This window comes from Streptomyces sp. NPDC004609 (genome assembly GCF_042873655.1).
In the GTDB taxonomy this organism is placed as follows: Bacteria; Actinomycetota; Actinomycetes; order Streptomycetales; family Streptomycetaceae; genus Streptomyces.
The window spans coordinates 26,198-50,548 of record NZ_JBIALS010000022.1 but is presented as its reverse complement, the minus strand read 5'-3'; the positions used below and the strand labels follow the sequence as shown (position 1 = coordinate 50,548).

Annotated in this window: 21 protein-coding genes, 1 tRNA gene and 3 pseudogenes; 15 read left to right on the top strand and 10 right to left on the bottom strand. The window is 67.7% G+C overall.

What is annotated here, in order from left to right:
• Positions 1-258 precede the first annotated feature (258 nt).
• Positions 259-756 carry a hypothetical protein gene (locus ACFYT4_RS21890; RefSeq protein WP_389271367.1) on the top strand — a complete coding sequence of 166 codons (498 nt, stop codon included), beginning with the start codon at positions 259-261 and terminating at the stop codon, positions 754-756.
• Positions 757-973: 217 nt separating this feature from the next.
• The gene (locus tag ACFYT4_RS21885) at positions 974-1,972 is read left to right on the top strand and encodes a zinc-binding dehydrogenase (RefSeq protein WP_389271364.1); all 999 of its coding nucleotides are present in this window, start codon (positions 974-976) and stop codon (positions 1,970-1,972) included.
• 186 nt (positions 1,973-2,158) lie between these two features.
• On the opposite strand, the gene ACFYT4_RS21880 is transcribed toward ACFYT4_RS21885, so the two are convergent.
• Complete coding sequence (locus ACFYT4_RS21880; protein WP_389271623.1) at positions 2,159-3,061, bottom strand: aminoglycoside phosphotransferase family protein; 903 nt, start codon at positions 3,059-3,061, stop codon at positions 2,159-2,161.
• Between the two features lie 140 nt (positions 3,062-3,201).
• On the opposite strand from ACFYT4_RS21880, the gene ACFYT4_RS21875 reads away from it, so the two are divergent.
• Positions 3,202-4,605, top strand: a complete 1,404-nt coding sequence (locus ACFYT4_RS21875) for an NAD(P)/FAD-dependent oxidoreductase (RefSeq protein ID WP_389271361.1) — start codon at positions 3,202-3,204, stop codon at positions 4,603-4,605.
• A gap of 422 nt (positions 4,606-5,027) precedes the next feature.
• The gene (locus tag ACFYT4_RS21870; protein ID WP_389271358.1) at positions 5,028-6,446 is read left to right on the top strand and encodes a DUF1254 domain-containing protein; all 1,419 of its coding nucleotides are present in this window, start codon (positions 5,028-5,030) and stop codon (positions 6,444-6,446) included.
• A gap of 118 nt (positions 6,447-6,564) precedes the next feature.
• Here ACFYT4_RS21870 and ACFYT4_RS21865 read toward each other — a convergent pair whose 3' ends face one another.
• Positions 6,565-6,984 carry a hypothetical protein gene (locus ACFYT4_RS21865; RefSeq protein ID WP_389271355.1) on the bottom strand — a complete coding sequence of 140 codons (420 nt, stop codon included), beginning with the start codon at positions 6,982-6,984 and terminating at the stop codon, positions 6,565-6,567.
• Positions 6,985-7,462: 478 nt separating this feature from the next.
• On the opposite strand from ACFYT4_RS21865, the gene ACFYT4_RS21860 reads away from it, so the two are divergent.
• A complete protein-coding gene (locus ACFYT4_RS21860) occupies positions 7,463-7,681 on the top strand; it encodes a hypothetical protein (protein ID WP_389271352.1) in 219 nt (72 codons plus the stop codon).
• Positions 7,682-7,704: 23 nt separating this feature from the next.
• On the opposite strand, the gene ACFYT4_RS21855 is transcribed toward ACFYT4_RS21860, so the two are convergent.
• The 3 genes from ACFYT4_RS21855 to ACFYT4_RS21845 form a co-directional block, all read right to left on the bottom strand.
• The gene (locus tag ACFYT4_RS21855) at positions 7,705-8,328 is read right to left on the bottom strand and encodes a DUF4352 domain-containing protein (RefSeq protein WP_389271349.1); all 624 of its coding nucleotides are present in this window, start codon (positions 8,326-8,328) and stop codon (positions 7,705-7,707) included.
• A 748-nt stretch (positions 8,329-9,076) separates the two neighbouring features.
• On the bottom strand, positions 9,077-9,799 hold the full coding sequence (locus ACFYT4_RS21850; RefSeq protein WP_389271346.1) for a DUF3995 domain-containing protein: 723 nt from the start codon (positions 9,797-9,799) through the stop codon (positions 9,077-9,079).
• A gap of 48 nt (positions 9,800-9,847) precedes the next feature.
• On the bottom strand, positions 9,848-10,252 hold the full coding sequence (locus tag ACFYT4_RS21845; RefSeq protein ID WP_389271343.1) for a type II toxin-antitoxin system PemK/MazF family toxin: 405 nt from the start codon (positions 10,250-10,252) through the stop codon (positions 9,848-9,850).
• Between the two features lie 166 nt (positions 10,253-10,418).
• Here ACFYT4_RS21845 and ACFYT4_RS21840 point away from each other — a divergent pair.
• The 3 pseudogenes from ACFYT4_RS21840 to ACFYT4_RS21830 form a co-directional block, all read left to right on the top strand.
• Positions 10,419-10,739, top strand: a pseudogene (locus tag ACFYT4_RS21840) (transposase); the annotation flags it as partial.
• Between the two features lie 85 nt (positions 10,740-10,824).
• Positions 10,825-12,440, top strand: a pseudogene (locus tag ACFYT4_RS21835) (ISAzo13 family transposase).
• A 48-nt stretch (positions 12,441-12,488) separates the two neighbouring features.
• A pseudogene (locus ACFYT4_RS21830) lies at positions 12,489-13,246 on the top strand (IS701 family transposase); the annotation flags it as partial.
• A gap of 192 nt (positions 13,247-13,438) precedes the next feature.
• Here the strand turns inward: ACFYT4_RS21830 and ACFYT4_RS21825 are convergent.
• Together ACFYT4_RS21825 and ACFYT4_RS21820 are read right to left on the bottom strand one after the other, a co-directional pair.
• Positions 13,439-14,473 (bottom strand): hypothetical protein, encoded by a 1,035-nt coding sequence (locus ACFYT4_RS21825; protein WP_389271340.1) that lies wholly within the window; start codon positions 14,471-14,473, stop codon positions 13,439-13,441.
• 149 nt (positions 14,474-14,622) lie between these two features.
• Positions 14,623-15,363, bottom strand: coding sequence for a hypothetical protein (locus ACFYT4_RS21820; protein ID WP_389271337.1), 741 nt, complete (start codon positions 15,361-15,363; stop codon positions 14,623-14,625).
• Between the two features lie 341 nt (positions 15,364-15,704).
• On the opposite strand from ACFYT4_RS21820, the gene ACFYT4_RS21815 reads away from it, so the two are divergent.
• Together ACFYT4_RS21815 and ACFYT4_RS21810 are read left to right on the top strand one after the other, a co-directional pair.
• Positions 15,705-16,079: a hypothetical protein gene (locus ACFYT4_RS21815; protein ID WP_389271335.1), complete on the top strand. Its 375-nt coding sequence runs from the start codon at positions 15,705-15,707 to the stop codon at positions 16,077-16,079.
• 41 nt (positions 16,080-16,120) lie between these two features.
• Positions 16,121-16,375, top strand: coding sequence for a hypothetical protein (locus tag ACFYT4_RS21810; RefSeq protein ID WP_389271332.1), 255 nt, complete (start codon positions 16,121-16,123; stop codon positions 16,373-16,375).
• Between the two features lie 111 nt (positions 16,376-16,486).
• On the opposite strand, the gene ACFYT4_RS21805 is transcribed toward ACFYT4_RS21810, so the two are convergent.
• Positions 16,487-17,283, bottom strand: a protein-coding gene (locus ACFYT4_RS21805; protein WP_389271620.1) for an IS5 family transposase whose coding sequence is annotated in 2 segments (ribosomal slippage) — positions 16,487-16,945 and positions 16,948-17,283 — 795 coding nt in all. Because the reading frame shifts where the segments join, the coding sequence is not laid out codon by codon here.
• Between the two features lie 292 nt (positions 17,284-17,575).
• Here ACFYT4_RS21805 and ACFYT4_RS21800 point away from each other — a divergent pair.
• The 3 genes from ACFYT4_RS21800 to ACFYT4_RS21790 all read left to right on the top strand — a co-directional run bounded on the left by ACFYT4_RS21800 (position 17,576) and on the right by ACFYT4_RS21790 (position 21,080).
• Complete coding sequence (locus ACFYT4_RS21800) at positions 17,576-19,996, top strand: hypothetical protein (protein ID WP_389271329.1); 2,421 nt, start codon at positions 17,576-17,578, stop codon at positions 19,994-19,996.
• A gap of 70 nt (positions 19,997-20,066) precedes the next feature.
• Positions 20,067-20,693 (top strand): SMI1/KNR4 family protein, encoded by a 627-nt coding sequence (locus ACFYT4_RS21795; RefSeq protein ID WP_389271326.1) that lies wholly within the window; start codon positions 20,067-20,069, stop codon positions 20,691-20,693.
• 54 nt (positions 20,694-20,747) lie between these two features.
• Complete coding sequence (locus ACFYT4_RS21790; RefSeq protein WP_389271323.1) at positions 20,748-21,080, top strand: hypothetical protein; 333 nt, start codon at positions 20,748-20,750, stop codon at positions 21,078-21,080.
• 68 nt (positions 21,081-21,148) lie between these two features.
• On the opposite strand, the gene ACFYT4_RS21785 is transcribed toward ACFYT4_RS21790, so the two are convergent.
• Both ACFYT4_RS21785 and ACFYT4_RS21780 read right to left on the bottom strand, forming a co-directional pair.
• Positions 21,149-21,373, bottom strand: coding sequence for a hypothetical protein (locus ACFYT4_RS21785; RefSeq protein ID WP_389271320.1), 225 nt, complete (start codon positions 21,371-21,373; stop codon positions 21,149-21,151).
• Between the two features lie 852 nt (positions 21,374-22,225).
• Positions 22,226-22,299: transfer RNA gene (locus ACFYT4_RS21780), tRNA-Thr, on the bottom strand.
• Between the two features lie 175 nt (positions 22,300-22,474).
• On the opposite strand from ACFYT4_RS21780, the gene ACFYT4_RS21775 reads away from it, so the two are divergent.
• Positions 22,475-23,611 (top strand): ABC transporter ATP-binding protein, encoded by a 1,137-nt coding sequence (locus ACFYT4_RS21775; RefSeq protein ID WP_389271317.1) that lies wholly within the window; start codon positions 22,475-22,477, stop codon positions 23,609-23,611.
• A gap of 300 nt (positions 23,612-23,911) precedes the next feature.
• Positions 23,912-24,334, top strand: coding sequence for a hypothetical protein (locus tag ACFYT4_RS21770; protein WP_389271313.1), 423 nt, complete (start codon positions 23,912-23,914; stop codon positions 24,332-24,334).
• Positions 24,335-24,351: the final 17 nt, after the last annotated feature.

The window sequence follows — 24,351 nt, the reverse complement described above, 5'->3', positions numbered from 1 at the left end:
ACGGCGCGGCCGGTGGATACGGCGGCCTCCCACCAGGCTGCTCTTCCGGCTGTTCACCGGCTCGTTCTCCGGCTTCTTCCCCGGGCTGTTCTCCGGCTTCTTCTCCGCGCTGTTCATCCGGCGCATGGCGAACCCCTGTTCCTGTGCCTGCCGTCCACAAGGGCCGGGTTTTCCGGCTCCCGCCCGGAAAGTACGCGCGTGCGCACGGACCGGGGGACGGCCGCGCCACGGCTCGCGGGCGCGTGACACCATCAGCCCGTGCTCGACATCGGCTACTCCCTCTCCCGTCGTTTCCCCGACCCCCCGCAGACCGACTACCGGCGCGCGGACGTCCGGTCGCTGCGGCACGACCTGTTCTGCGGGGACGTGTATCTCGCCGACACCGAGGCGGACCGGGAGCTGTCCACGGCCTGGGGATGGGTGCCGGTCCTCGACTTCGCGTGGGCGCTGTGCGACATCGCCGAGCAGCTCGACCGGGACCCCCTCGGCAGCCGGGCCTCCCGCCCGCAGCACGCCGAGCTGGACTTCACGGAGTCCGCCGACCGGATGCTGTTCGAGCGGCGGTTCGGTTGGGTGGACGTGGCGGCGGACTGGACGGCCGGGGACGAGCCCCCGCTCACCTTCAGCCACGCGGAGCTGCGCCGGGAGGGGCGGGACTTTCTGCACGATCTGATCGCGGACCTCTCCGACATGCACGAAGGGCTCGCGGACAATCCCGTGGTCTGGGACCTCCAGGCCCGTTTCCCCCGTAGCTGACCCGGACGCGGTCCGAGCGGGCCGAGCGATCCGCGCGGGCCGAGCGGGGACCACGGGGTCGGGAACCCCGGCGCGCCCGGAGCCGTACACGGCGGCGGACCGGGCACGGCCCGCTGCCGGCGGAAAGCCGGACATCCGGTTGACCTCAAGCGCCCTTGAGGTTGCAGGGTGGAGCGGAAACGGTCCGTACGCCACCGCTGCACCCCCGGGAGCACCCATGCACGCGATCCGCCTCCACGCCTACGGCCCCGCCGAGAACCTCTCGTACGAGACCGTCGAGGACCCGGTCCCCGGCCCCGGCCAGGTGCGCATCGCCGTCGCCGCGGCCGGTGTCCATCTCGTCGACACGGCCCTGCGGAGGGGGGCGGCCGGCCCCTTTGCCGGCACTGCCGAACTGCCCACGATCCCCGGCCGCGAGGTCGCGGGCACGGTGGACGGGCTCGGCGAGGGCGCCGATCCGACGTGGCTCGGCAAGAAGGTCGTCGCGCACCTCGGGACGGTGCCCGGCGGTTACGCGGAACTCGCCGTCACCGAAACCGGCAGACTCCACGAGATCCCGCCCGGTCTCGACGAGGCCGAGGCGGTGGCCATGATCGGCACCGGTCGTACGGTGATGGGGATCCTCCAGTTCACGGATCTGGAGCCCGGCTCCATCGCGGTCGTCACGGCCGCGGCGGGCGGTATCGGGACCCTCCTCGTGCAGTACGCCAAGAACGCGGGCGCCACCGTCATCGGCCTCGCGGGCGGTCCGGTGAAGGTCTCCCGCGTCCGCGCGGCGGGCGCCGACCTCGCCGTCGACTACACCCTGCCCGACTGGCCCTACCGGGTCCGCGCCCACCTCGGCGACCGGGACGCGACCGTGCTGTTCGACTCGGTCGGCGGGGCGACCGCGCTCGCGGCCGTGGATCTGCTCGGCAAGGGCGGACAGCACCTCGTATACGGCTGGTCCGGGCAGGACCCGCACGACGGCACTCCGCTGTCGTTCACCGACGAGGAGCTGGCCGACCGGGGGATCACCTCGCGGAACGTCCTCGGCCCGGAGATGCTCCAGCCGGTGGGCGGGGACATCCGCGTCCTGGAGGAACGCTCGCTCGCCGAGGCCGCCGGCGGCCGGCTCCGCCCGCACGTCCAGCGTTTCCCCCTCGCCCAGGCGTCCGGCGCGCACCACGCGCTGGAAACACGCGCCACGATGGGCAAGGTCGTGCTCGTGCCCTGATCCCGGCCGGGGTGAGGAGCCCCTCACGAGCGGGGACCCCGCCACCTCTCGCCGTCGCCGTCCGCCGTGTCACGCGAGGACACGGCGGGCCGGTTCACCCGCTCACCCGTCCACCCGCTCGCCGGAGAGGCCCCGCACCGGAGAGCCCCCGCACAGAAGGGGCCCCTCGCGGCCGGTCACCGGCGCTCAGCGGCCCTTCCCGCGGCCCAGCAGCGCCCGGGCGATGGACACCTGGTCCTGCGGCAGGCGCGGTTCGCCGTCGCCGAGGCACCACAGGGAGTTCTGGAGCACCCGCCCGAGCGTCCACGCCCGCGCCCGCTCCCGGTCCAGCCCCAGCGCCTCGGTCATCAGGTCGAACCGCCACGGGGCCTCGGCCGGGTCGAAGCGGTTGACGAGGGCGGGCAGCAGCTCGAAGCCGGGGTCACCGGCGAGCGGCTTGGGGTCGATGGCGAGCCAGGGCTCGCGCTCGGCGGCCAGGATGTTGCCGTAGTGCAGATCCCAGTGCAGCAGCCGGTCGCCGGGCTCCCCCGCCACTTCCCGTACGGCGGCGGCCCAGTCCTTCAGCAGCCGGCGCTCGTCCGCGGCGGCCACCCGCTCCAGCGCGCCGGGGACCGCGTCGAGCATGGCGTCGGCGATGTCGGCGAGGCGGCGCACCCCGCCGGGCGCGGACCGTGCCGTCAGCCGGGCCAGCAGCTCCGCCAGGATCCGGACGGCCTCCCGCGCGTCCTCCACCGCGGACAGATGGCGTGAACCCAGCCGTTCCAGCAACAGGGTGCCGGTCGCGGGGTCGTGGTCCAGGAGCCGGGCGGCACCGTCCCCGTCCCAGGCCCGCAGCGCCTCCGGCTCGCCCGCGGTCTCCTCGTCCAGGTCCTGGAGTTTGAGTACGGATTCCGTGCCGTCGGGGTGTCTCACGGGCAGGACGAGCGCGCACATGCCGTGCATGGCGGGCCCGGCGGGGGTCAGCTCCCAGCGTTCCAGGAACTCCTCCGCACGCCCGGGCAGGGCGGCGAGAAAGGCACGGGCTCCCTCTCCCCCGTACTGGAGCTGTTGCTCGGCCAGCGCTTCCGGAACCTCGATCACGCCATCGATCCTACGAACCCCAGATCAACGAATTCCGTTATTCTCACGGCCCCTCCGCCGTGCTTACAGTCGTATGTCCGCAGTTCCGCTGACGGAACAGCCCGACGACCCCATGACGACCCCATGACGACCCGATGAGCAGGGACCCTATGAGCAGCACGGCGAGCACCGTCAACGGCGGCATATCGTTCTGGTACGCGCAGGACGGATTCCCCGCGCCCCGCGAACCGCTCCCCGGTGACTCCACCGCGGACGTCTGCGTCGTCGGCGGCGGATACACCGGTCTGTGGACGGCGTACTACCTGAAGAAGGCCGCGCCGTTCCTGAACATCACGGTCCTGGAGGCGAAGTTCTGCGGATACGGCGCCTCCGGGCGCAACGGCGGCTGGCTCTACAACGGCATCGCCGGGCGCGACCGCTACGCCGCGCTCCACGGCCACGACGCCGCCGTACGCCTCCAGCAGGCGATGAACGACGCCGTCGGCGAGGTCATCCGGGTGGCCGCCGAGGAGGACATCGACGCCGACATCCACCAGGGCGGGGTCCTCGAAGTGGCCCGCACCCCGGCCCAGCTGGAGCGTCTCAAGGCGTTCCACGCCGCCGAGGTCGCGTTCGGCGAGAAGGACCGCCTGCTGCTCGGCGCCCGCGAGACCGCGGAGCGGATACGGGTGGCCGGAGCCATCGCCGCGGGCTGGACCCCGCACGGCGCGCGGCTCCAGCCGGTGAAACTGGTGAAGGGCCTCGCGGCGGCCGTCGAGGCGCTCGGCGTCACCGTCCACGAGTCGACCCCGGTCACGGAGATCCGGCCGAAGCACGCGGTCACCCCCTACGGCACAGTCCGCGCGCCCTACATCCTGCGCTGCACCGAGGGCTTCACGGCGACGGTCAAGGGCGAGCGCCGGGCCTGGCTGCCGATGAACTCCTCGATGATCGCCACCGAGCCGCTGCCGCCGTCGGTGTGGGAGACCATCGGCTGGGACGGGCGGGAGACCCTCGGCGACATGGCCCACGCCTATGTGTACGCCCAGCGCACGGCGGACGACCGGATCGCCATCGGCGGCCGGGGGGTCCCGTACCGCTTCGGCTCCCGTACGGACAGCGACGGCAGCACCGCGCCCGCGACCGTCGAGGCGCTGCGGGACATGCTCGTCCGCTTCTTCCCCGCCGCGGCGCGCGCCCGTGTCGACCACGCGTGGTCGGGCGTCCTCGGCGTGCCCCGAGACTGGTGCGCCACGGTCACCCTGGACCGCTCCACCGGCCTCGGCTGGGCGGGCGGTTACGTCGGCTCGGGCGTCACCACCACCAATCTGGCGGCCCGCACCCTGCGCGATCTGGTCCAGCAGGACTCCGGCCAGTCCGGCCCCACCGATCTCACCACCCTGCCCTGGGTGAACCACAAGGTCCGCAAGTGGGAGCCCGAGCCCCTGCGCTGGCTGGGGGTCCAGGCGATGTACGCGGCCTACCGGGGCGCGGACCGCCGCGAGTCGTCGGGCCGTACGACGACGACGGACCGGGTCGCCCGACTGGCCGACCGGATCTCGGGCCGCCACTAGGGTCTTCCCGCGTTCGGGGCGTCGGCGCCGGGGCCGGTTCCGGGACACCCGCGCCGGGCCGGGGTTCCGCGCCAGCGCCGGGGCCGGGGGTGCCGGCGCCAGCGCCGGGCGCTCTCGCCGGGGACACGGTACGGAGCCCGGGCCCTCGCCCGGCCGCTCCGACGCCCGGGTGCGGGGTCTCCTCGTCACGCCGCCGCGCGCGTCCGGGCATTCCGCTCCTGCCCCCGCCCTCCCCCGCTTCACCTCGCCTCGCCGGTCACCCGTTCGGCCAGCACCGGGGAGCGGATCCCCCTGCCCCCTCCGAGGGTGGGAGCGACGCACCGACCGCACCCGGGGGAGCCCACGCGGAACAAACACGAACAACAGAGACAACGCGACCAACACGGCCGACGGGAACGACGGGATCGACGAGAGGGAAAGGCATGGCGGCCACGGCGGAGTTCCGGAACGGCTACCCCACCCACGAGAGCGCCCGGGCCGTGCTGGCGGAGACCGAGCTGCGGCGAGCCGTCGAGGCGTACCGCTACTTCTACCCGACCGTCTCCCTGGAGGGCGTTCTCCAGGGCACGCGCGACGCGGGCGCCGTCGACAACAGCAACGCGCTGCTGTTCATCGCCCGCCCCCACCACCTCGGCTTCACCCTGAACTCCGACACCCCGTACTCCGTCGGCGTACTGGATCTGCGCCGGAGCGGCCCGATGGTGATCGACCTCCCTCCCGGCCCGCTCATCGGCCTGGTGGACGACCATCACCACCGCTGGCTGACCGACCTCGGTCTGCCCGGGGCGTACGGCTCGAAGGGCGGCCGCCATCTGCTGCTGCCGCCCGGCCACGAGGACCGGCTCCCCGAGAAGGGGTACACGGTCGTCCGCAGCGACTCCTGGACCGTGTTCTGCACCCTGCGTGCGCTGCCGGTGCGCGGCGATGTGGAGACCGCGAAGAAGGCGCTGTCCGCGACCCGGTTCCACCCGCTGTCCCGGAGCGACGACCCGCCCCCGTACACCTTCACCGACCACAGCGACCGGCCCGCCGACTGGACCTGTCTGCGGTGGGAGGACAACCTCGACTTCTGGCGGGTCCTGCACGGGGTGATCGACTCCGAGCCCCCGGTCGAGGAGATGCGCCCGATGCTGGGGCTGCTCGCGGAGCTGGGCATCGAGGCCGGCAAGCCCTTCGCGCCGGACGGGCGGATGGCGGGCGTGCTGAGCGAGGCGGCCCGCCGGGGGCGCGACGGTCTGCTCGTGTCCGCCTTCGCCTCCGTCCGGCCCGACCGTCTCGTGTGGCCCGACCGCACCTGGGAGTGGGCCGGACTCCGCCCGGAGAACGGCTCGTTCGAACGCGAGGGCTCCCTCGACATCGAGGCGAAGGACCGCTGGTTCGCCCAGGCGATCGTCGCCTCCCCGGCGATGTTCCGCCGCGCGGTCGGGCAGGGCTCGCTGTACTGGCTCGGTCTGCGCGACCGGGAGGGCACCTACCTCGACGGCGGGCGCGCCTACCGGCTCACGGTGCCGCTGCCCGTGCCGGCGACCCTCTTCTGGTCCCTGACGGTCTACGACGCGCAGACCCGTTCCGAGATCGTCACCGACCAGGGCCGGGCGGCCCTTCGCTCGCTCTTCGACGGTCTCACCCCGGAGTACACGCCGAGCGTGGACCTCTTCTTCGGCCCCACGGAACCGCCCGGCGGCCCGGACCGCTGGATCCGTACGACGCCCGGCCGAGGCTGGTTCTCCTACTTCCGCGTCTACGGCCCCGAACAGGCCGCGTTCAACGGCTCATGGCGACCGGGCGACTTCGAGCGGACGGACCGGGACCCGCCGGCCCCCGCGCCGCGCGCGATGTGACCCGCGCCTCCCGGCGAGGGTCCCCCTGCCTCCCTTCGACGGGGCGAGGCAGGGGGCGTTCCCCCGTAACAGGGCCGCATGGCGTGAAGGGGCCGGGGGGCCGTGCGGCCCGGGTGGGTCAGCGGACGGTGTAGTTGCTGTCGCAGTACTGGAGCGTCCCGTTGGGGTACCTCAGACACGCCACGATGGTGACGTCGACGTTACTGCCGACGGGAGGCAGAAGCACCGGCTGGGCGGCGCACGCGGTGCCCGCGCCGTTGGCGTCCTCCACCTCCTGGCTGTACGTTCCCCACTGGAGTATCGCGACGGCACCGTAGCCGTCGGAGGGACCCCGGTCGCAGGCCTCGACGTATCCGGTGGTGTCCGAGAGGGCGTATGCCTCGGCCGACCCGTATCCCCCGTTCGGGGAATGCTGGGAAAGCCAGCCGATCACGAACTCCGACCCACGATCGGACGGGGCCGCCGAACTGACCGAGGCGCTCATCGCCACCGTGGCCACGGTGGCTGCGGAAAGGGCCAGGACTCGTCTCAGACGCATCTGCTTCCTCTCATGTGCGGCGCATGGCTGGACCGTTCGACTGTGACGGCCTGCGGCCCGGCTGTCCTTGACTGTCCCTGCACAGTTGTTGACGATCCGTGCACAGATTCGGCGGACGCCGGCTTACGGGCCCCGCTGCCGGGCCATCCTTGGGCACCGCTCACGGCCCCGCATCGGCGCGTAACGCCCCCGGCGAGCGCCCCCGGACGACCCCCTGCGCAACGGGACCGTCCTCCGCAAGAAGACCGACCCACTGTCCCCGGACCGTCCTCCTGCTCCCGGACCGCCCTCCGCAGAGAGACCACCCCCTGCAGCCGCACCGCCCTCCGCAGAGAGACCACCCCCTGCAGCCGCACGGCCGTCCCTACGGAGACCTCCCTCCGCCGCCCCACCCTTCCGTCGGCGGGACCCGTCGGGTACACCCCACGCCCCCGATGCCGCCCTTCCCGCCGCACACCGGGACGGGCAGCATCGGGCCATGGACCTTCACTGCTTCCTGTGCCTCTTCGACGACGACACGACCCCGCGCCCCCTGACGATGATCGGCGGCCACCTCGTGTGCAGGGGCCATATGCACTCACTCGACAACCCGCACCTCGACCGCCTGCGGCGCGAGCAACTGCGGGAAGCGAATCCCCCCGTTTTCCAGCCACAAGCCGGGTACACCCCGCCCACGCGCCGCGCTCCGCGTACCTGACGGAGCCTCAAGAGGGCAGATGGTCAGTTCACATCGCCGCGCACGCCCTCGCCGAACAGACCGTCGACGTACGTGACGTACTTCGGGGTGAACCTGCCCTCGCCGGTGATGATGCCGCTGACGTTCTCTCCGGGTGCGAGGTCCATGGTGTTGATCTGGTTCTCGTCCTCGCCGAGCTCGGCCTCGTGCTTCGTGCTGTTGGTGTCGGTGATCGTGAAGTACAGCGGGTTGATACTGATCTTCTTGTCGCTGTTGTTCGTGACCGTCACCTTCACGCTGGTGAACGCCCCGCCGTCGTTCAGGATGCTCGGAGTGAAGGTCGCCTTCTTCGCCGTGACCTTCACCTCCGGCTCCGGCTCGGGCTCGGGCTTCTTCTCGGCCTTGGCCTTCTCCGGCTCGGCGGCTGCGGCCGGCGCCTTCTTCTGCGCGGGGGCTTCGGCGGTCGGGGTGCCCTTGTCCTGACCCGTAGCGGCCGTGTCGTCGCTGAGTGCGGCTCCGATGATGCCGAGCAGCAGCAGGCCACCGAAGACGCTGCCGAGGACAATGGCGACGATGGCCCCGGTGGACATGCGCTTTTTCGGCGGGGGCGGGAATCCGGGGTAGCCGTGTCCGGGCTGGGGTGGACTGGGCGGGAATTGCTGGCTCATGCGTGAACTGCCCCTCGATGGGTTGTGATGGGGGGGAACGTATCGGTGGAGAGCAGTGGCAAGGAGGCACGGCCGGGAGTCTGTTACGCCACTGATACGGAGTGTGTGGCGAAGCCCCTGCCGGTGAGGTTCGGCAGGGCTCGACCGGCGCTCCATGGCTTCCGGAAGGATGTCTCGGCCCCAGCGCCAGGCGCCCTCGCTGCCGGGCGCGTACGTGGAGCGGTGCGCCAGGGTGTGCCCAGCCGTCGCTGACGATGGCGATCCAGCAGCACCCCGAAAACACGCTCGCTGGTCAGGGGCCCGTGCTCACCCCGCACATCGACGCACAACTGGCCGTCCGGGAAGCCGCCGATCAGCCGGTGCGCCCACCGGATCGCGAACGCGGACTTCCCGAATCCGACCGGGCCCGAGACAAGGGCGACGTTGTCCCGGGCTTGCGGTCCTGTCACCTCGTCAGCTGCTCTCAGCTCTGCCTCACGGCCGACCAGGAACGGTCCGTCGACCGGGTAGTACTCCTCGGTAACGCGTCGACCTCGTCACCACTGGGCACCGCAATTCACCCACCCAATTACTGCAGACGCCGCATGGACGGCTGCCCGGCACTCTGGTGAAGTTCTCACAAATTCTGAACAAATTCCTTCGCGCCACCACGCGATATTCAAGACAATTACCCCCTCACGATTTTCGAACGCTAACCCGAAATCAGGCGTGACTAATCCACCCGCCTCTCGGCGAACCACCTCGCACTTCATTCCCCGGCCATTTCTTTTCCGAAACTCCATGCCGCCAGGCTGAACAGCACGCCGCCGAGAATGAACCAGGGGTTCCAGAGGGCGAGCGTCCAGAACTTCTGCGCAGAACTGACTCCATCGACCCCCGACGCGCCCGTGATGAGCAACGTCTCCACGCCGATTCCCCGGACCAGCAGCAGCACGCCGATCCCCGAACCGAGCAGCTTGAGTAATGTCCACGGGCGCCCGTGCACACCGCGCCGCCGCAGCCCCAGCGCCACCAGGGCACCTGCCAGGCACAGGAAGCCCACCGCCCAGAGACCGCCGACCACGAACCAGTCCGGCCGCTCGACCGCAAGCTGCTTTCCGGCAGAGATATCCAGTCCGTCTTCCCCACCGAGCGCCCAGAAGAAATGCACACCCGCGAAAATCGTCGCCCAGCCGAAAGCGAGATATCCATGCCACCGCGAGCCACTCGATCGCAATTTGTCACCATGTCCCGATTTATGACTGTTCTGGGCTCTTCCCCGAGCGCCACAGTGCCGCACAGCGGGCAAACGACGCAAACATTCCAGAGAAATCTCGAGAGCGAGATCCCCACATTGGCAGATACCCGACGCCGATATGATACGAACGAGTGCAAGCCCTTGCAACGGCCCTATTTCCCCTAGTACTCCAGCCGTAGATCGTGATCTCGATGGTGAGGGGCGCCGAGGCGGCAGGTGGTCAGCGTCGATCATCTCGTCCGAGATCGCCCACGCCGTCGCGGGCGTCGGCTCCTTCTTCGGTTACCTGAGTTCACCGAGACGGAGGGCGTCTCTTATCTCGCTGAGCTTCGCCGTCGTTGCCGTGGTCTGCTCCTGCGCTTGTTCAGCGAGTCGGAGGGCGTCGTCAATCTCGCTGAGCTTCACGGAGGACAGGACGGCCTCCCGCTCTATCAGGTCGTCCCGGGACACTGTGGTCAGCCACGTGCACGGGGTGAAGCCTGGACGCGGGAACGCGAGCCGCAGCACGCCTTCGAACGGCAGTCCTTCACCGGCGCCGACCGTCACTTCGATGCCCAGACCGCTGATGTCGACGCCTGCCGGAGCGACGACCTGCATCACCCGGATCCCGGACGTGTCCTCTCCCGACAGCAGTACGACCAACCTCCGCTCGTCGAACTGGACCCACCAGACTTCGCCACGTTGCACAAGTCCTCCAGACACATGACGGCAGGCAGACGCTGCGCGACCCCGACGCGCTGTGGAGACGGGTGCGGCCACCGTTGATCATCGGTGTGTGAAGACAAACGATCATGCGGTGGCCGCAGGTCACAGCGTAGACCCTGCCCGCTGGCAGGAGGCGTTCGAGGGCCTGATGGCCCGGATCGCGGGCCGGTTCACGCGGGTGGAATCCCGGCGCCGGGCCCGGAAGTTGGTACTCGGCCTGCTGTCGGACCTGCCGCGCAAGAACTGCTGGACCATCGCCGAGTGGGCCGGGGACAGGACCCCGGACGGCATGCAGCACCTGCTCGGGCGGGCCAAGTGGGACGCCGACCAGGTCCGCGACGACGTGCGCGCCTACGTGGTCGAGTATTTGCACGACGACGAGGCAGTCCTGGTTGTCGACGAGACCGGCGACGTGAAGAAGGGCACCGACACTGTCGGTGCCCAGCGGCAGTACACCGGCACTGCGGGGAGCTGTATTTCAATTAGTGCTCGGTGGACTGGTGTTGGCGGGACACTGGGGTATGGCTGCGTGAACGTCCGGCAGAGCCTTCGCCATGACAGCTCTGAAAACCAAGTTCGATCAGCTCCTGCCCATCTCGATGAGCGTCGCCGCCGGCTCTATCGCCAGCGAGGCCGCGTCACTCGGCCACGGCGGGATCACGGTAGTGGCCGCCGCCTCCGGCGCCGGCACTGCCACCATCGCACGGGGAATCGCCGAGTTGTCCGGCCGTCCGCTACCACCTGGCCGGATCAGAGCACCGGGAGCCAGCCGGAAACCGCTGACGGTCACCGACACCGGTCTCCTGCCCGCGCTGGAAGCACTGATCGAGCCACACACCCGTGGCGATCCGGTCTCACCGCTGCGCTGGACCACGCTCTCGCTGCGCAACCTGGCTTCGATACTGACCGCACAGGGTCACACGGTCAGCGCGGCAACCGCCGGACGCCTGCTGCGCGCCCTGGGATACAGCCTGCAGGGCACCGTGAAGACCTCGGAAGGCGCCGGTCGTCCAGACCGTGACGCCCAGTTCACCCACCTGAACGCCACCGCCACCGCATTCCTCAACGAGCACCAGCCGGTGATCAGCGTGGACACCAAGGCCAAGGAGTTGCTCGGCAACCGCGGCCTGCCCGGCCGCACCTGGCGGCCGGGCAGGGACCCGATCCGCGTGGACTGCCACACCTTCATCACCAGCGCCCAACCGGTGGTCATCCCCTACGGGGTCTACGACATCGCCCGCAACACCGGCTGGGTCAACGTCGGAACCGATCACGACACCGCCGAGTTCGCGGTGGAATCCATCCGCCGCTGGTGGCAACACTGCGGACGAAGCGACCACCCGGATGCCACCCGCCTGCTGATCACCGCCGATTCCGGCGGATCCAACGACCCCCGCCGTTGGACATGGAAGAAGCACCTGGCCGCCTTCGCCCTCGAGAGCGGACTGGAGATCACCGTCTGCCACCTCCCACCCGGAACATCGAAGTGGAACAAGATCGAACACCGGATGTTCTGCCACATCACCGCGAACTGGCGCGGCCGCCCACTCACCAGCTACCGGGTCGTCATCGAAACCATCGCCGCCACAACCACCCGCACCGGGCTGAGGATCAGCGCCACGCTGGACACAGGCAGCTACGTCCTGGGCACCACGGTCACACCCGCCGAGTTCCAGGCCCTGCCGATCACACCCCACACCTTCCACGGCGACTGGAACTACACCCTGGCACCGCTTCCGCCCCGGCCGCCCGAGCCAACCAGAAGCCGGCGCCGGATCGATCCCGCCCTGACCACGATGCTCACCGATCCGGCCCTGACCGGAATGTCACGGCCTGCCTTCGACCACCTGGTCGCCAGCTCGGAACCGTACTGGGACGCCCTGGCCGAGGCGGCCTTCCAACGACGCTTCCACCGCCCACGCAGCTACCTCCACCCCCAAACCAGCAGCCTGGACCACTACCACCGCCTCCTGGCAGCCCTATTACGCCGCCGCGGAGCAATCACCAGCACCCTCCTGGCCCAACTCCTCAAGGTCACCCGCACCAACCTGTCCAACCAGTTCCAAGACGGCCACCGCCTGCTGGACCTGCACCGCGTCGCCGTCACCCCATTGCCCGGAACACCCGCCCGCACCCTCAAACAGCTCAAGGCCCGCCTACCACTCCCTGAAGACCCCCCAACAGATCAACTCTGACAGTTATTCGGATACGAGCCCCGGGCCGGATCGAGAATTCCCAGATCGGGGTGTTCCTGGCTTACGGATCCGACCGGGGACGGGCTCTGATCGACCGCGAGTTGTATCTGCCGAAGGGCTGGACGTCTGACCGCGAACGGTGCCGGGCTGCCGGCATCGGCGACGATGTCGAGTTCGCTACCAAGCCGGACATGGGCCTGCGCATGCTGGAGCGTGCGGTGGAGGCCGGTATCCCGTTCGGGTGGGTGACCGCCGATGAGCTCTACGGCCAGACAAGCCGTATCCGGATGTGGCTGGAAGAACACGACATCCCTCACGTACTCGCCGTCCCGAAATCGCAGATGGTCATCACATGGAATTCTTCGGCCAGGCCCGCGCGCACGAGTTGGTCAGCCGCCTTCCCGATGACGCGTGGGTACGCCTGAGCTGTGGCGATGGTGCTCACGGCCGACGCGAGTACTACTGGGCCCAAGCCGGGATCCGGCCCTGGCGACGCGAAGGCCGGGACCACTGGCTGCTGGCACGGCGCAGTCCTACCGACCCCAAGGATGTCGCCTACTACATCTCCTTCTGCCCCGCCGGAACTTCGCTGGAGGAACTCGTACGGATCGCAGGATCTCGGTGGATGGTCGAGGAGTGTTTCCAGACCGCGAAAAATGAGACGGGGCTCGATCACCATCAGGTCCTCGGCTACACAGCGTGGTACCGGCACATAACCCTCTCCATGGCCGCACTCGCCTTCCTCGCCATCCTGCGAGCCGAGGCAAAAGGGGGATCCGAAAAACGGCACCCATCAATCCCTCATACCCGTGACCATGAACGAGGCCCGGCGGCTCTTCAACCGTATTTCCTCTCCTGTCCGCCACTGCATCCAACACGCCTTCGCCTGGTCATTATGGCGAAGAAGAAGCCAAGCCCGAGCCCGAATCAGCCACTACAAACGCAGAGGACATCACGGAGTGTCGTTGCAGTACTAGACGGCTCTGTCGCGGCTCTTCCAGAGATGTTCGCGACCGGGCGCATATGCATTCTTGTGTGACAGAACGAGTCCGTTCGCCCTGAGGGAGTCCAGCGTGCGTGACTGCGCAGAGTACGCGGACATGCCGGAGTTGAGCAGTTCGAGCAACTGGGAATAGCCCCGAATCGGCGGTTGTCCGGTATGAAACTGGTACCACCATTGCCCGTTCAGATATTTGGCCACCTCCTCCGCCAACCCCACATCGTTCTTCAGAGCGGTCAGGCTGCTGATCCGGCCACGCAGCCCAGTGGAATCCATCACATGATCCACCATTTCCCGCGAGGTCATCGAAGGGAGGGTGCGGCCGGTAGCGGGCAGCAGCGAGTATGCGACAGGAGTGTCATGGACGGGGGAAAGCCATACGCTTTGATTAGCCGCGTACCCCAGCGTACAGAACGGTTCTGGTGACCCGTCAACCCGAACTTCGGGGATCACGGCCAGTTCGTACATACCCTCGCCGACACCTTCACTCCGATTGAGGACGGCCAGCTGTTCGAGGTCGACCAGGCAGATATAGACCTCAAGCTCGACGTTCTTGCACAGGCTGTGCCCCAGCAGAATTTCGCCGTACAGGTAGCCTTGGCCATGGAGCCGGCAGGCGGCGACGTCAGCTCCTCGCATGTGGCCTTTGAGGACCGGCAGGCAGTGCCCGCTCGATCCGTCATTTGTCAGGGAGTAGTTGAGCAGTTTGGTGTGCAGGGTCGACGGGTTGCGATTGGCCCCGTAGGCGAGCACGGGAAACCTCTGGGACAGGCCGGGAAGGTGCAGTTCTCCGAGCAGTTCTTCAAGGGGCAGATCAGAACTCCCCAGCGTGACCAGATACTCACCGTCCTCGCCGGTCGTGATCGGCAGAACCCGATCACGCCAGAGGAGGTAACTCCAGTCCGCGGAGACCCCCGGGTAAGTCTCAGGAAACTTGCGAGCCGGGCGCCAGTCGTCTACGGAAGTGCCCAGGGAGTGAATTTCCTTGAGTGCGACGCGGTTCACCATGAGGAGGCCCCTTCCCTGAGAGCTTGACGTGTACACCTCTCGCAGGGCAGCGCAGAGGAGCTGCGGAAGAGAACGGGGCCGTGTGCCGGCCGCGTATCAAGTCGGCTACCTGTGCCGATGCTCCTTGTTCTTACGTCGCCCGGTGTGGATCAGGAGCCCGGATCGACCTCTCTCCACTTCCAGCGAATGCGGTACCGGGCATGGATGGGGAGCCAATCGGTCTTGACCGGGACGACATGCCAGTAGACGACACGCCCGTCGTCGAGGACAGCAGGCTTGTCCCGTGAGGGCTCGACCCTCGACCTGCCGCCCGTCTGAACGAATCCGAAGACTTCGGTGCATCGATACCCCTGGGCAAAGATCAGAATGACAGTCAGGGATTTTGTGGGTCTTTCTATATGAGTCTCGAAGTCGTCCTCGGCCTCTCCGTCGTATGCCCCTGAAAAAGCAACCCTGTTGACTACCCGGCAGGTGACACCCTGCGGCAGACCGGACAGAGGTACAGCCACAGCCTGATTGACCGCCATATGAGTGGAGTCGTATTCACCGGACTCATAGGGATGGCTCGTCGAGGAGGCCGATAACTGTCCGCGAGTACTGTAGATGGAAACGAGCCCGCTTCCCTCATCCGATTCACGCTGTATCAGATACGCATCGGTGAGAAGGGCGGACCCGGGGCTCTGGGGGTCCCGGCTCGGACTGCCCTGAAGATTCACGATCTTCACCAGATCCTGGACGATGAAGGATTTCCCCTCGTCGACATCCCCATACCTGAGAGGGCTGTCGATGTCCGGTAGCCGTCGCCTTCTCCAGTGCCATGTCCCCTGGGCCGATGCAATGGCGATCGACACCAGCACCGCAATCGCTGCCACAATTGCTTCTGCGCTCATCTCGGATTCCTGTAGCTCCCTGCTGGTTCGGTCAGGGCAAGCCTGGAGCGCAGCCCTGGAGAAGGGGGGCAGGAACCATCATGGCGCACCCGTCATGCAAGGTCACTGGAATGGGCAGATCAGTGACCACTGGGGTGGTAGTGCGGGGGGTTATCGAGATGGAACTTGTGGTGCCGTTGGGGCCGGCTGTTCGCCGGCTGTGGGTATCACCGACCTGACTCTTCGGCGATCTTGGAGTTTGCCGGCGCATCGGTGTGACCCGGCTGGAACCGGTCACCGAGACCGTTCCTGCCGCGCCGACAACGGTTGCGCGACGACCGAGGTGCGGGTTGACTGCCGCCATGCGACAGAGCGAGCAGGACGGGGCGCACCTGCTGGCGGAGCTGGACGCGACGCCGCCAGCCGAGTTGCGGCGGCGCGCCGCGATTGTCACGGCGCTGTCGGGTGGTCCCGCGTCCTTCTCGCAGAAGACCGTTTCCTACCGGGTGGACGGTGCAACACGGTTTGCGTGGAACGACAGCGGTGGTCAGTCTGTCCAGTGGTACTTCACCGACGGCGGTCGGGCACTGCTGATCGCCTTCGAGCACGAGGGCGAACTGAACATCCCCGGCCGGCCGGCAACTTCGCGCTTCAGCGGACCTACTATCGGGGCGTCCCCGAGGACCTGCTGCGGTACGCCGGGGATCGCACCCCGGCTTACGAGAACCTCACCCTGACCGACCCCGACACCGGTGCGACACTCCTGACGGCGACCGGGGTGTGCTGGTACGACGGCGCTCACCGGCACATTGCCGACGGACTGCTGGAGTACTGCGCGGACGAGGGCATCGACCTCGACCTCGAGTCGGGGCTCGACCTGAGCCCGTACCTCCTCGACCGGGACCTCACCCCGGAGTCCTACCTCGACCACTACTACTACCGCGACGACTGGGGCGGCCTGACGGCCGCCGGGCGTGCTGCCGCGCTCGACACCATCCGTCCCGTCTTCGCCCAGTACCCTCCGCCCGGCTGAAAGGGCGTTCTGTTCCGATCGGGCTGTTGGGTGAATCGGGTGACGAAGTGCCTTGGACACCACGCCGGCGTACGGCCCAAGGCCCATCAGAACCGGGGCTAAGGGGTCATCTCATGTGGTGAGTCGGCGGTAGCAGATGAGGGTGCATGCGATGCTGGTGAAGGCCAGGAAGTGTTCGGCCTTGCGTTCGTAGCGGCGATGCAGGCGGCGGCATCCGGCAAGCCAGGCCATCGTGCGTTCGATGGTCCAGCGGTGCCGCCCCAGCCGCTTGGAGGACTCGATGCCCTTGCGGGCGATGCGGTGGCGGATGCCGCGCTGACGCAGCCATCGGCGCAGGTGGTCGTAGTCGTAGCCCTTGTCGCCGTGGAGCTTGGCCGGCCGTCGCCGGCGCGGTCCGCGGCGGGGGCGGATGGGCGGGATGCCGCGCACGAGGGGTTCGAGGGCCTGGCTGTCGTGCAGGTTGGCGCCCGAGATGCCGATGGAGGCGGGTAGACCGGTCTGCTCGGTGATCAAGTGCATCTTCGAACCCTTCTTGCCCCTGTCCACAGGATTCGGGCCCGTCAGCTCCCCCCTTTCAGGGCCCGCATGTTCACCGAGTCGATCGCGCACCGCGACCAGTCCAGATCGCCGCGCGAACCGAGCTCGTCCAGGACCAGGCGATGCAGCTTCGCCCACACCCGGGCCTTCGACCACTCCGCGAACCGGCGGTGAGCGGTGGCACCGGACGGGCCGAACACCGGCGGGACCTGTGCCCACGTGCAGCCCGTGGTCGCCACAAAGATGATCGCGGCCAGCACCTCACGGTCTCCGTACCGGCGCCGGCCTCCGCCCTGCGGGCGGATCGGCACCTCCGGAACCACCCGCTGGAACAACTCCCATAACCCGTCCGGCACCAGACGCTCGACCATCAACACACAACCAGGCTACCGGCACCTCCAAATGAGATGACCTCTTACCGCCACCTACACCATCACCGCGTGATCGCACATGAACCCTCCCTGAATGAGGTCATGGGCATGTAAAGTGACGGAGTGTCAGGAGAACGGGGAGACCTCTCTATTCACTCCCATCTCTCTCCGCACAGAGACGCGTTGACCGGAGGCGGTTGACGCCTCCAAGGCGCTTCGACCCCTGCTCCGCACGAGAGTGTCCGAGGTTCTCGAACGAAGGGCAAAATGCATGCTCAGACCGAGAATTGCCGTGGTCGTTTTCACAACCCTTCTCCTCATTCTAGGGCTGGCCCCGCAGGGTGCCGCTGATGATGGCGTGCGAGAGTTCACCAGGACTTCCTTCACCACCCTCGACGGAAAGCCGTTCACTGCTCCCCCGAAGCGCTCCCATGACGCGCGCAGGGATGGGAAGGTTCGGGAATCGCCGCAGGAAGCGAAGCGGCGCGGAGACCTCGCCGCGAAGCTGCCCAGCAGGGACCGGATTACCGCGTCCGCGAATATGAGCGAATGCTGGGACGCTGTGGCGCCCTCCACGGGCGGAGTGATCACTCTCAACCACTTCACCTGGTGCAGTGTCGGGCTGTTCTCCGTTGAAGACGTCCGGTGCAATCCCGGGTGCCAAACCGTCGGAACGATAACTTTCCGGGCTTCGATGCAGGGCATGGGGCACCAAGGGCCCATCGCTGCCAGTGACCGCAAGACACGGGTATGGCTGCTGCTGGACGAGCCCGTCCTCTCCACGCCTCCGCCAAGGCTTGATCGTCAGCTGAAGTTCAGCGGCAGCTGCTCCACGACGACGCCAGGGGCGAATTGCCTGATTGGAGACGACGGCGACACCGCCAGGCTCGACCAGTGGATGACCCTCGGTTCCACGTTCTTCGATTTCACCGTGCCGGAGGGAAGCGTCTCCGGCACGGACAGGATTGCCTACGCCGACTTCACTATTCATGCCGAAGTCCTGGGGAATCCGTTCAACAAAGACTCCATGTTGTTCGGCCCTGAATCAGGATTCCGCTGCGACTCCTCACCCAAGGTCAACTACTACGGCTGCGTCTACCCCGAAGTGGTCTCCCAGTTCCGGCTCAAAGCGACACCAGATGTCATTGAAGAAGCGAAGCACGTCTGGAAAGCGCAGCATCGACCGGATCTGACGCTGCCGCTCTCCAGTGTCAAGAAGTCCATCCCTGGATCTATTGCGAGCGGCAAGCCGCTCGAAAGGATGGTCAGCACAACGGACAAAAAGGCGAACAACGATAAATCCGCGCGGTACTGTCGCCAGTACTGGGGCAGAGGATACTCGCAGGGCAACACCATGCAGTGCGACGAGTACCCATTCCAATCGACCTATCAAGGGTCGTCGATGGGTGGAGCGGAAACCTCTCACTTTTCCGTCCAGGTGATATCAGCCGACCAGAACAGGAAGGCCGGAGAGCACCTTGACAAGTTCTACAACCAGGAGCGGATCCTCGATCAGGACGAGTTCTATGTCGTCGTCCTCACTGCGGACGGCAGGCCCTTCGGCCAGGGTGACGCCGTTCCCGTCGGCCCTGTGGCGCCGATCGAGTACCCCCAGTGCCGCGACAATCGCACTCCCGAAGTGCGGGACGTCACCCCCAGGGCAGCTCCCGAGCAGACGTTCCTCGACTACGCCAGAACCACTCCAGACGGATGGACCGGCGGTGATTCCACCTACTCCGTCACCCTGCCCGACGGCCGGCGCCTCTGGGTGTTCTCCGACACCTTCCTGGGACCGCTGAACGCCAATGGAACCCGGCCCACCAGCGCACGGTTGGTCAACAGCACGTTCGTTGTCCAGAACGGAAGCCAACTCACCACGATCACCGGGGGAACCGCGGAGAACCCTGAGGCGATCATGCCGCCAGCAGCACCGGGCTACTGGTACTGGGCGGGCGACGCCATGATCGCTACCATTGGAGGGACGAAGTACCTCCAGGTCATCTACCAGGAGTACCACAAGTTCGGTGCCGGAGCGTGGGACTGGCGCTTCAACCGCAACGTCGTGGCGACCTTCTCACTGGACAACCTGAAGGAGCCCGAACGGGTCGACCAACTGCCCTCCGCGGCGAAGGTCGCCTGGGGATCGGCCCTGCTCGACCCGAGTCAGAGCAAGGACGGATACACCTACATCTACGGCGTCTCCGACGCTCCGGTCAACAAGAAGATGCGGGTCGCCCGCGTCAAGGGCGCCGACCTGAGCAAGGCCGACGAATGGCAGTTCTTCGACATGCAGGAAGGCAGCTGGATGCGCGGTGAGCGCGACGGCGCCAACTCCCTGACCGGCATCGCCAACGAGTACAGCGTGACCCCGTGGAACGGAGGGTTCGTCCTCGTAAGTCAGGACAGCACGGAGGCGTTCAGCGGAAAGATCCGGATCTGGCACAGCTGCTCGCCCTACGGCCCGTTCGCAAGCGCCGTGGATAGGGACCTGGTCTACCGGATGCCGGAACCAGGCGCATGGGGAAGCTACGGGGACGCCGACATCTTCTCCTACAACGCCCACGTTCATGCCAGCCTCCAGCAGGGAGACCGGTGGACGCTGTCGTACAACGTCAATAGCATGGACAACCGAGTCGTACCCGAGGCCGCCCACTACCGCGACCCGGGTATCTACAAGCCGCGTTTCGTCTCGTTCCGCCTGGTGCCCAATTAGACACAGCCCCGTCACCGTGCCCCCGCCCCCAACCTCGTGGGGCGGGGGCACACCGGAAAGGATGGCCGGCATGTCCATTCCCGAATCCTGGGACCGAATCGAGTCCTGGCTACGAGCGAATGCGCCCGCCAGCTACGCGTCCCTTCCCGCCCCGGCGGACCCGGAAGCACTCAGGTCGGCGCAAGCCGCCGGCCTTGACTTCCCCGAGGAACTCCTCGCCTCACTGTCACGGCACGACGGATCCGGCGAATTCATCCTGCCGGTGTTCCACCGCCTGAGCAGCGCACGCTCAATCGCGGACGAGTACCAGCGGCTTTGCCTGGTGGAGTTCGAACGTCACCAGCAGGAAAAGAACCACCATGGACAATCACCCAACGATCCCGTCCCGATACCTCAGGAGGGCTACTACTACTGGAGTCCCGAATGGCTCCCGTTCGCCTATGACGAAAGCGGAAACTCGCTGTTCATCAGCCTGGCCGCCGACAGGACGAACGGCAGGGTGGGCGTCCACGAGAAGGACGGCGGCGGATCGTTCGACGAGCAACCCGCGTTCGCATCACTGACAACACTGCTTGAAACCATCGCAGATGGTCTCATCACGGGGATCACCGACATGTGGGGTCAGTGGCAGCCATATGTGGATCGCGAAGGATATCTGGAATGGCAGCCCTCGGTCAGCAGCGCCGCCACGAACTGAGATACGGCAACGCGTCCCGGTGCCAGACCAGGGCGAACCCGTCCCGTCAGTCGTATGCAGGCCCTTCCTGACGGCGTCCAGGCTGCTCGTGATCACGCCCGCAAGGCTCTGAGCCAACACCCCGCGACTGGGAGATGGCGGTACATCGACCCGATCCATGGGCAGACGCATCGCCGTGGGCACGCGCAGTGGCTCGCCGAGAACGCCGTGCTCCGGTTGATCGTCGGCAACGCCATCGCATCGGTCCGCAAGGGCGAATCCTCGGTCGAGGAAGCGATCCTCCACGCGGCCGTCCATGGTTGGTACGAGGGACATGTCCAGGGCGAGGACGAGTGCCCCGGCTGCGACTTCCGGGGTCAACTGCCCAAGGGCGGCAACCGAGGCTGAGCACCAACCAGAACGGGGAGGGCCACCGATGTGTCGCCGACGCTTCCCGGCTTTGCCGCTCCGCTCGCCTATTCCAGGTACGTACCGGCGAAGGCCCCGTCGAACCCGAGAGCGGCCAGTCCCTGCTCGACGCTGGGGAAGGTCGTCCGGTCCGGGATGGCGATAAAGGCGTCGAAGTCGGCGCGGTTGATCTCGGGCTCGAGCCACTGGTTGCTACAGCGGCAACAGACCCAGACGTCGCGGCCCTGGTTGATGAGCAGCCAGTCGCGCCGGGCGTGGCAGGCCGAGCACATCACGGGAATCCCCTGAAGGGACAGCTCGCGCGGGTGGCTGAGGCAGCGGGTCGCGCCAGGTCCACTGGCGGGCTGCGTCTCGTACCGGAGTCGCGGCAGGGGATCGCCGCTGGCAGGGCCTGCAGGCAGAACGGGGATCGGCTCTCCGTGGTGGTCGGTCGTTGTGAGGCCGCCGTGCGCGGCTGGTGTCCGGGTGTCCTGGGGCGGATCGCCTACGGGCAGTCGGGGTCGGCCGGTCAGCGAAGTGACCCGGCGTCCGGCACCGACCTGACCGGGCTGCGGCCTGTCCTGTCCGGCCCCGTCGGCGCGGGCGGTCTGGATGCCCTCGGGCTCACCCGGGTGTCCGGGTTGGCCGAGGACATCCCGGACACTCCCCTCGGCCGACCACCGGTCACGGTCGCTGACCGGTCCCCGAGCGCACGTAGCCCGTGGTCCTCTACGACTGTCTCCGACCTCGCCCGGCCACGACAGGTACCACCACCCCGCTGTCAGGCGAGGAGCAACTGTGCCCGGGACCGCACTTGGACGAACCACCCCGCACGCACCCACGGCCCGATCCACACATCCGCCGGTCCTCCTCGGCCAAGACACCCTCCCGACCACGGCCGATGACACCTACCCCACCCGGGAGAGGGCCGGAATGTCTGTGGCGGCCCTACAAAGCCATCCGACGAATCACTGCTCGGCGTTCCGCGTTCCGGCCACCGCCGATACACGCCCCCTGCACGTTCGGCCACCACTCGGCCACCAGAGACACTCCGGCAGAGCCTCCGACCCGGCGCACCGCCGGCTTCAAAGTCTCGGAGAAACAAAAACCCCAGGTCACAGGCAATGCGACCTGGGGTTTCTCCGAGCCCCCTGTCGGATTCGAACCGACGACCTACGCATTACAAGTGCGTTGCTCTGGCCAGCTGAGCTAAGGAGGCAGCCGCAACAGTGTAACCAACCGCCCGCCCCGGCCCCGCCCGGGATTTTCGTTCCCGTCGGATGCTGACAGAACAGAACTCGCCAGGTAGCGTCACTTGGAGTCCATACGTGGACTACACCAATCCTTTACTCGGATCGTCCGGCACGTTCCTGCCGGTGGAGGGACACAGCACCATGGCCACAGTCACGTTCGACAAGGCATCCCGCATCTACCCGGGTGCCACCAAGCCCGCGGTGGACAAGCTGGAGATCGCGATCGAGGACGGCGAGTTCCTCGTACTCGTAGGACCGTCCGGCTGCGGGAAGTCCACCTCGCTGCGGATGCTCGCGGGGCTTGAGGACGTCAACGGCGGATCCATCCGGATCGGGGACCGCGACGTCACGCATCTGCCGCCGAAGGACCGGGACATCGCCATGGTGTTCCAGAACTACGCGCTCTACCCGCACATGTCCGTCGCCGACAACATGGGCTTCGCGCTCAAGATCGCCGGGGTCAACAAGAGCGAGATCCGCACCAAGGTCGAGGAGGCCGCGAAGATCCTCGACCTCACCGAGTACCTGGGGCGCAAGCCCAAGGCGCTCTCCGGCGGTCAGCGGCAGCGAGTGGCGATGGGGCGGGCCATCGTGCGGGAGCCGCAGGTGTTCCTTATGGACGAGCCGCTGTCGAACCTCGATGCCAAGCTCCGTGTCTCCACCCGTACGCAGATCGCCTCGCTCCAGCGCCGTCTGGGCATCACCACGGTGTACGTCACCCACGACCAGACCGAGGCCCTCACCATGGGCGACCGGGTGGCCGTGCTCAAGGACGGGCTGCTCCAGCAGGTCGACACCCCGCGCAACATGTACGACAACCCCGCGAACCTGTTCGTCGCCGGCTTCATCGGCTCCCCCGCGATGAACCTCGTCGAGGTCCCGATCACCGACGGCGGTGTGAAGTTCGGCAACAGCGTGGTCCCGGTCTCCCGTGAGGCCCTGACCGCCGCGGCCGACCGGGGCGACACGACCGTCACCGTCGGCGTCCGCCCCGAGCACTTCGACGTGGTCGAGCACAACGGCGGCGCGGCCACCTCCCTCACCAAGGACGCCCAGGACGCGCCCGCCGGTCTCGCCGTCTCCGTGAACGTCGTCGAGGAGCTGGGCTCCGACGGCTTCGTGTACGGCACGGCCCAGGTCGGCGGCGAGGCGAAGGACCTGGTCGTCCGGGTCGGCGGCCGGTCCGTGCCGGAGAAGGGCGCCCAGCTGCACGTCGTGCCGCGGCCGGACGAGATCCACGTGTTCGCGACGTCGACGGGCGAGCGCCTCACCGACTGACGCCCGGGCGCCCGCGTACGACACCGAAGTGGTCCCGCTCGCCAGCGGGGCCACTTCGCTCGGTTCCGGGCCCGGAACACCGGCACCGGTGCCCGGCATCGGGGCGCCCGTACGACAGCGGCACCGGCACCGGCACCGGCACCGGCACACCGACGCCCGATGTCGATGTCGACAAATAACCGAACACAGCGGGGATTTCCGGGCCTCTGTCAACACGGAAATCGAAAAGGACCTGAGAACCGTCCCCCGCCAGGGTGACTGAATGTCTCCAAATCATTACCGCCCGCTACGCTCGCTCGCGTGACCCACTCAGCACGCCGAATCGGCCGCACTCTCGCTCTCGTTCTGCCCGTTGTCCTGGTGCTCTCCGGAACCCTCGCGGTCACCAGCGTCCCGTGGGCCGGGCAGTCGACGGAGTCGCGGATGCTCACCGCCTCCTCCCAGAACGTCTCCGTACGCGCCACCTCGCGCGCCCCGCAGGACGTCCTCCGCGACCGGCTCCTCGCCGAACTCCGGCAGAAGGACCCGGGAACCGTACTCACCCATCTCCAGCGCGAGGTGGAGGCACGGCCCTCGCTCGCCCAGCACTGCATGTCCATCGCCCGCGCCCTCGGCCGTGCCGCCGTCGAGCGCCTCGGCCCCACCCGCGCCCAGACGTACTCCAAGCCCGTCTGCGACACCTCCTTCGCCTCCGGGGTCGCCCAGCAGGCCCAGGGGAGCTGACCCGGGGCCCGGGGGCG

Excerpts from the sequence above, each read along its gene's own strand:
- ACFYT4_RS21885 (WP_389271364.1), top strand. The coding sequence starts at position 974 with ATGCACGCGATCCGCCTCCACGCCTACGGCCCCGCCGAGAACCTCTCG.
- ACFYT4_RS21875 (WP_389271361.1), top strand. The coding sequence starts at position 3,202 with ATGAGCAGCACGGCGAGCACCGTCAACGGCGGCATATCGTTCTGGTAC.
- ACFYT4_RS21870 (WP_389271358.1), top strand. The coding sequence starts at position 5,028 with ATGGCGGCCACGGCGGAGTTCCGGAACGGCTACCCCACCCACGAGAGC.
- ACFYT4_RS21865 (WP_389271355.1), bottom strand. The coding sequence starts at position 6,984 with ATGCGTCTGAGACGAGTCCTGGCCCTTTCCGCAGCCACCGTGGCCACG.
- ACFYT4_RS21860 (WP_389271352.1), top strand. The coding sequence starts at position 7,463 with ATGGACCTTCACTGCTTCCTGTGCCTCTTCGACGACGACACGACCCCG.
- ACFYT4_RS21855 (WP_389271349.1), bottom strand. The coding sequence starts at position 8,328 with ATGAGCCAGCAATTCCCGCCCAGTCCACCCCAGCCCGGACACGGCTAC.
- ACFYT4_RS21850 (WP_389271346.1), bottom strand. The coding sequence starts at position 9,799 with ATGATCGACGCTGACCACCTGCCGCCTCGGCGCCCCTCACCATCGAGA.
- ACFYT4_RS21825 (WP_389271340.1), bottom strand. The coding sequence starts at position 14,473 with ATGGTGAACCGCGTCGCACTCAAGGAAATTCACTCCCTGGGCACTTCC.
- ACFYT4_RS21820 (WP_389271337.1), bottom strand. The coding sequence starts at position 15,363 with ATGAGCGCAGAAGCAATTGTGGCAGCGATTGCGGTGCTGGTGTCGATC.
- ACFYT4_RS21815 (WP_389271335.1), top strand. The coding sequence starts at position 15,705 with ATGCGACAGAGCGAGCAGGACGGGGCGCACCTGCTGGCGGAGCTGGAC.
- ACFYT4_RS21795 (WP_389271326.1), top strand. The coding sequence starts at position 20,067 with ATGTCCATTCCCGAATCCTGGGACCGAATCGAGTCCTGGCTACGAGCG.
- ACFYT4_RS21790 (WP_389271323.1), top strand. The coding sequence starts at position 20,748 with ATGCAGGCCCTTCCTGACGGCGTCCAGGCTGCTCGTGATCACGCCCGC.
- ACFYT4_RS21785 (WP_389271320.1), bottom strand. The coding sequence starts at position 21,373 with ATGTGCTCGGCCTGCCACGCCCGGCGCGACTGGCTGCTCATCAACCAG.
- ACFYT4_RS21775 (WP_389271317.1), top strand. The coding sequence starts at position 22,475 with ATGGCCACAGTCACGTTCGACAAGGCATCCCGCATCTACCCGGGTGCC.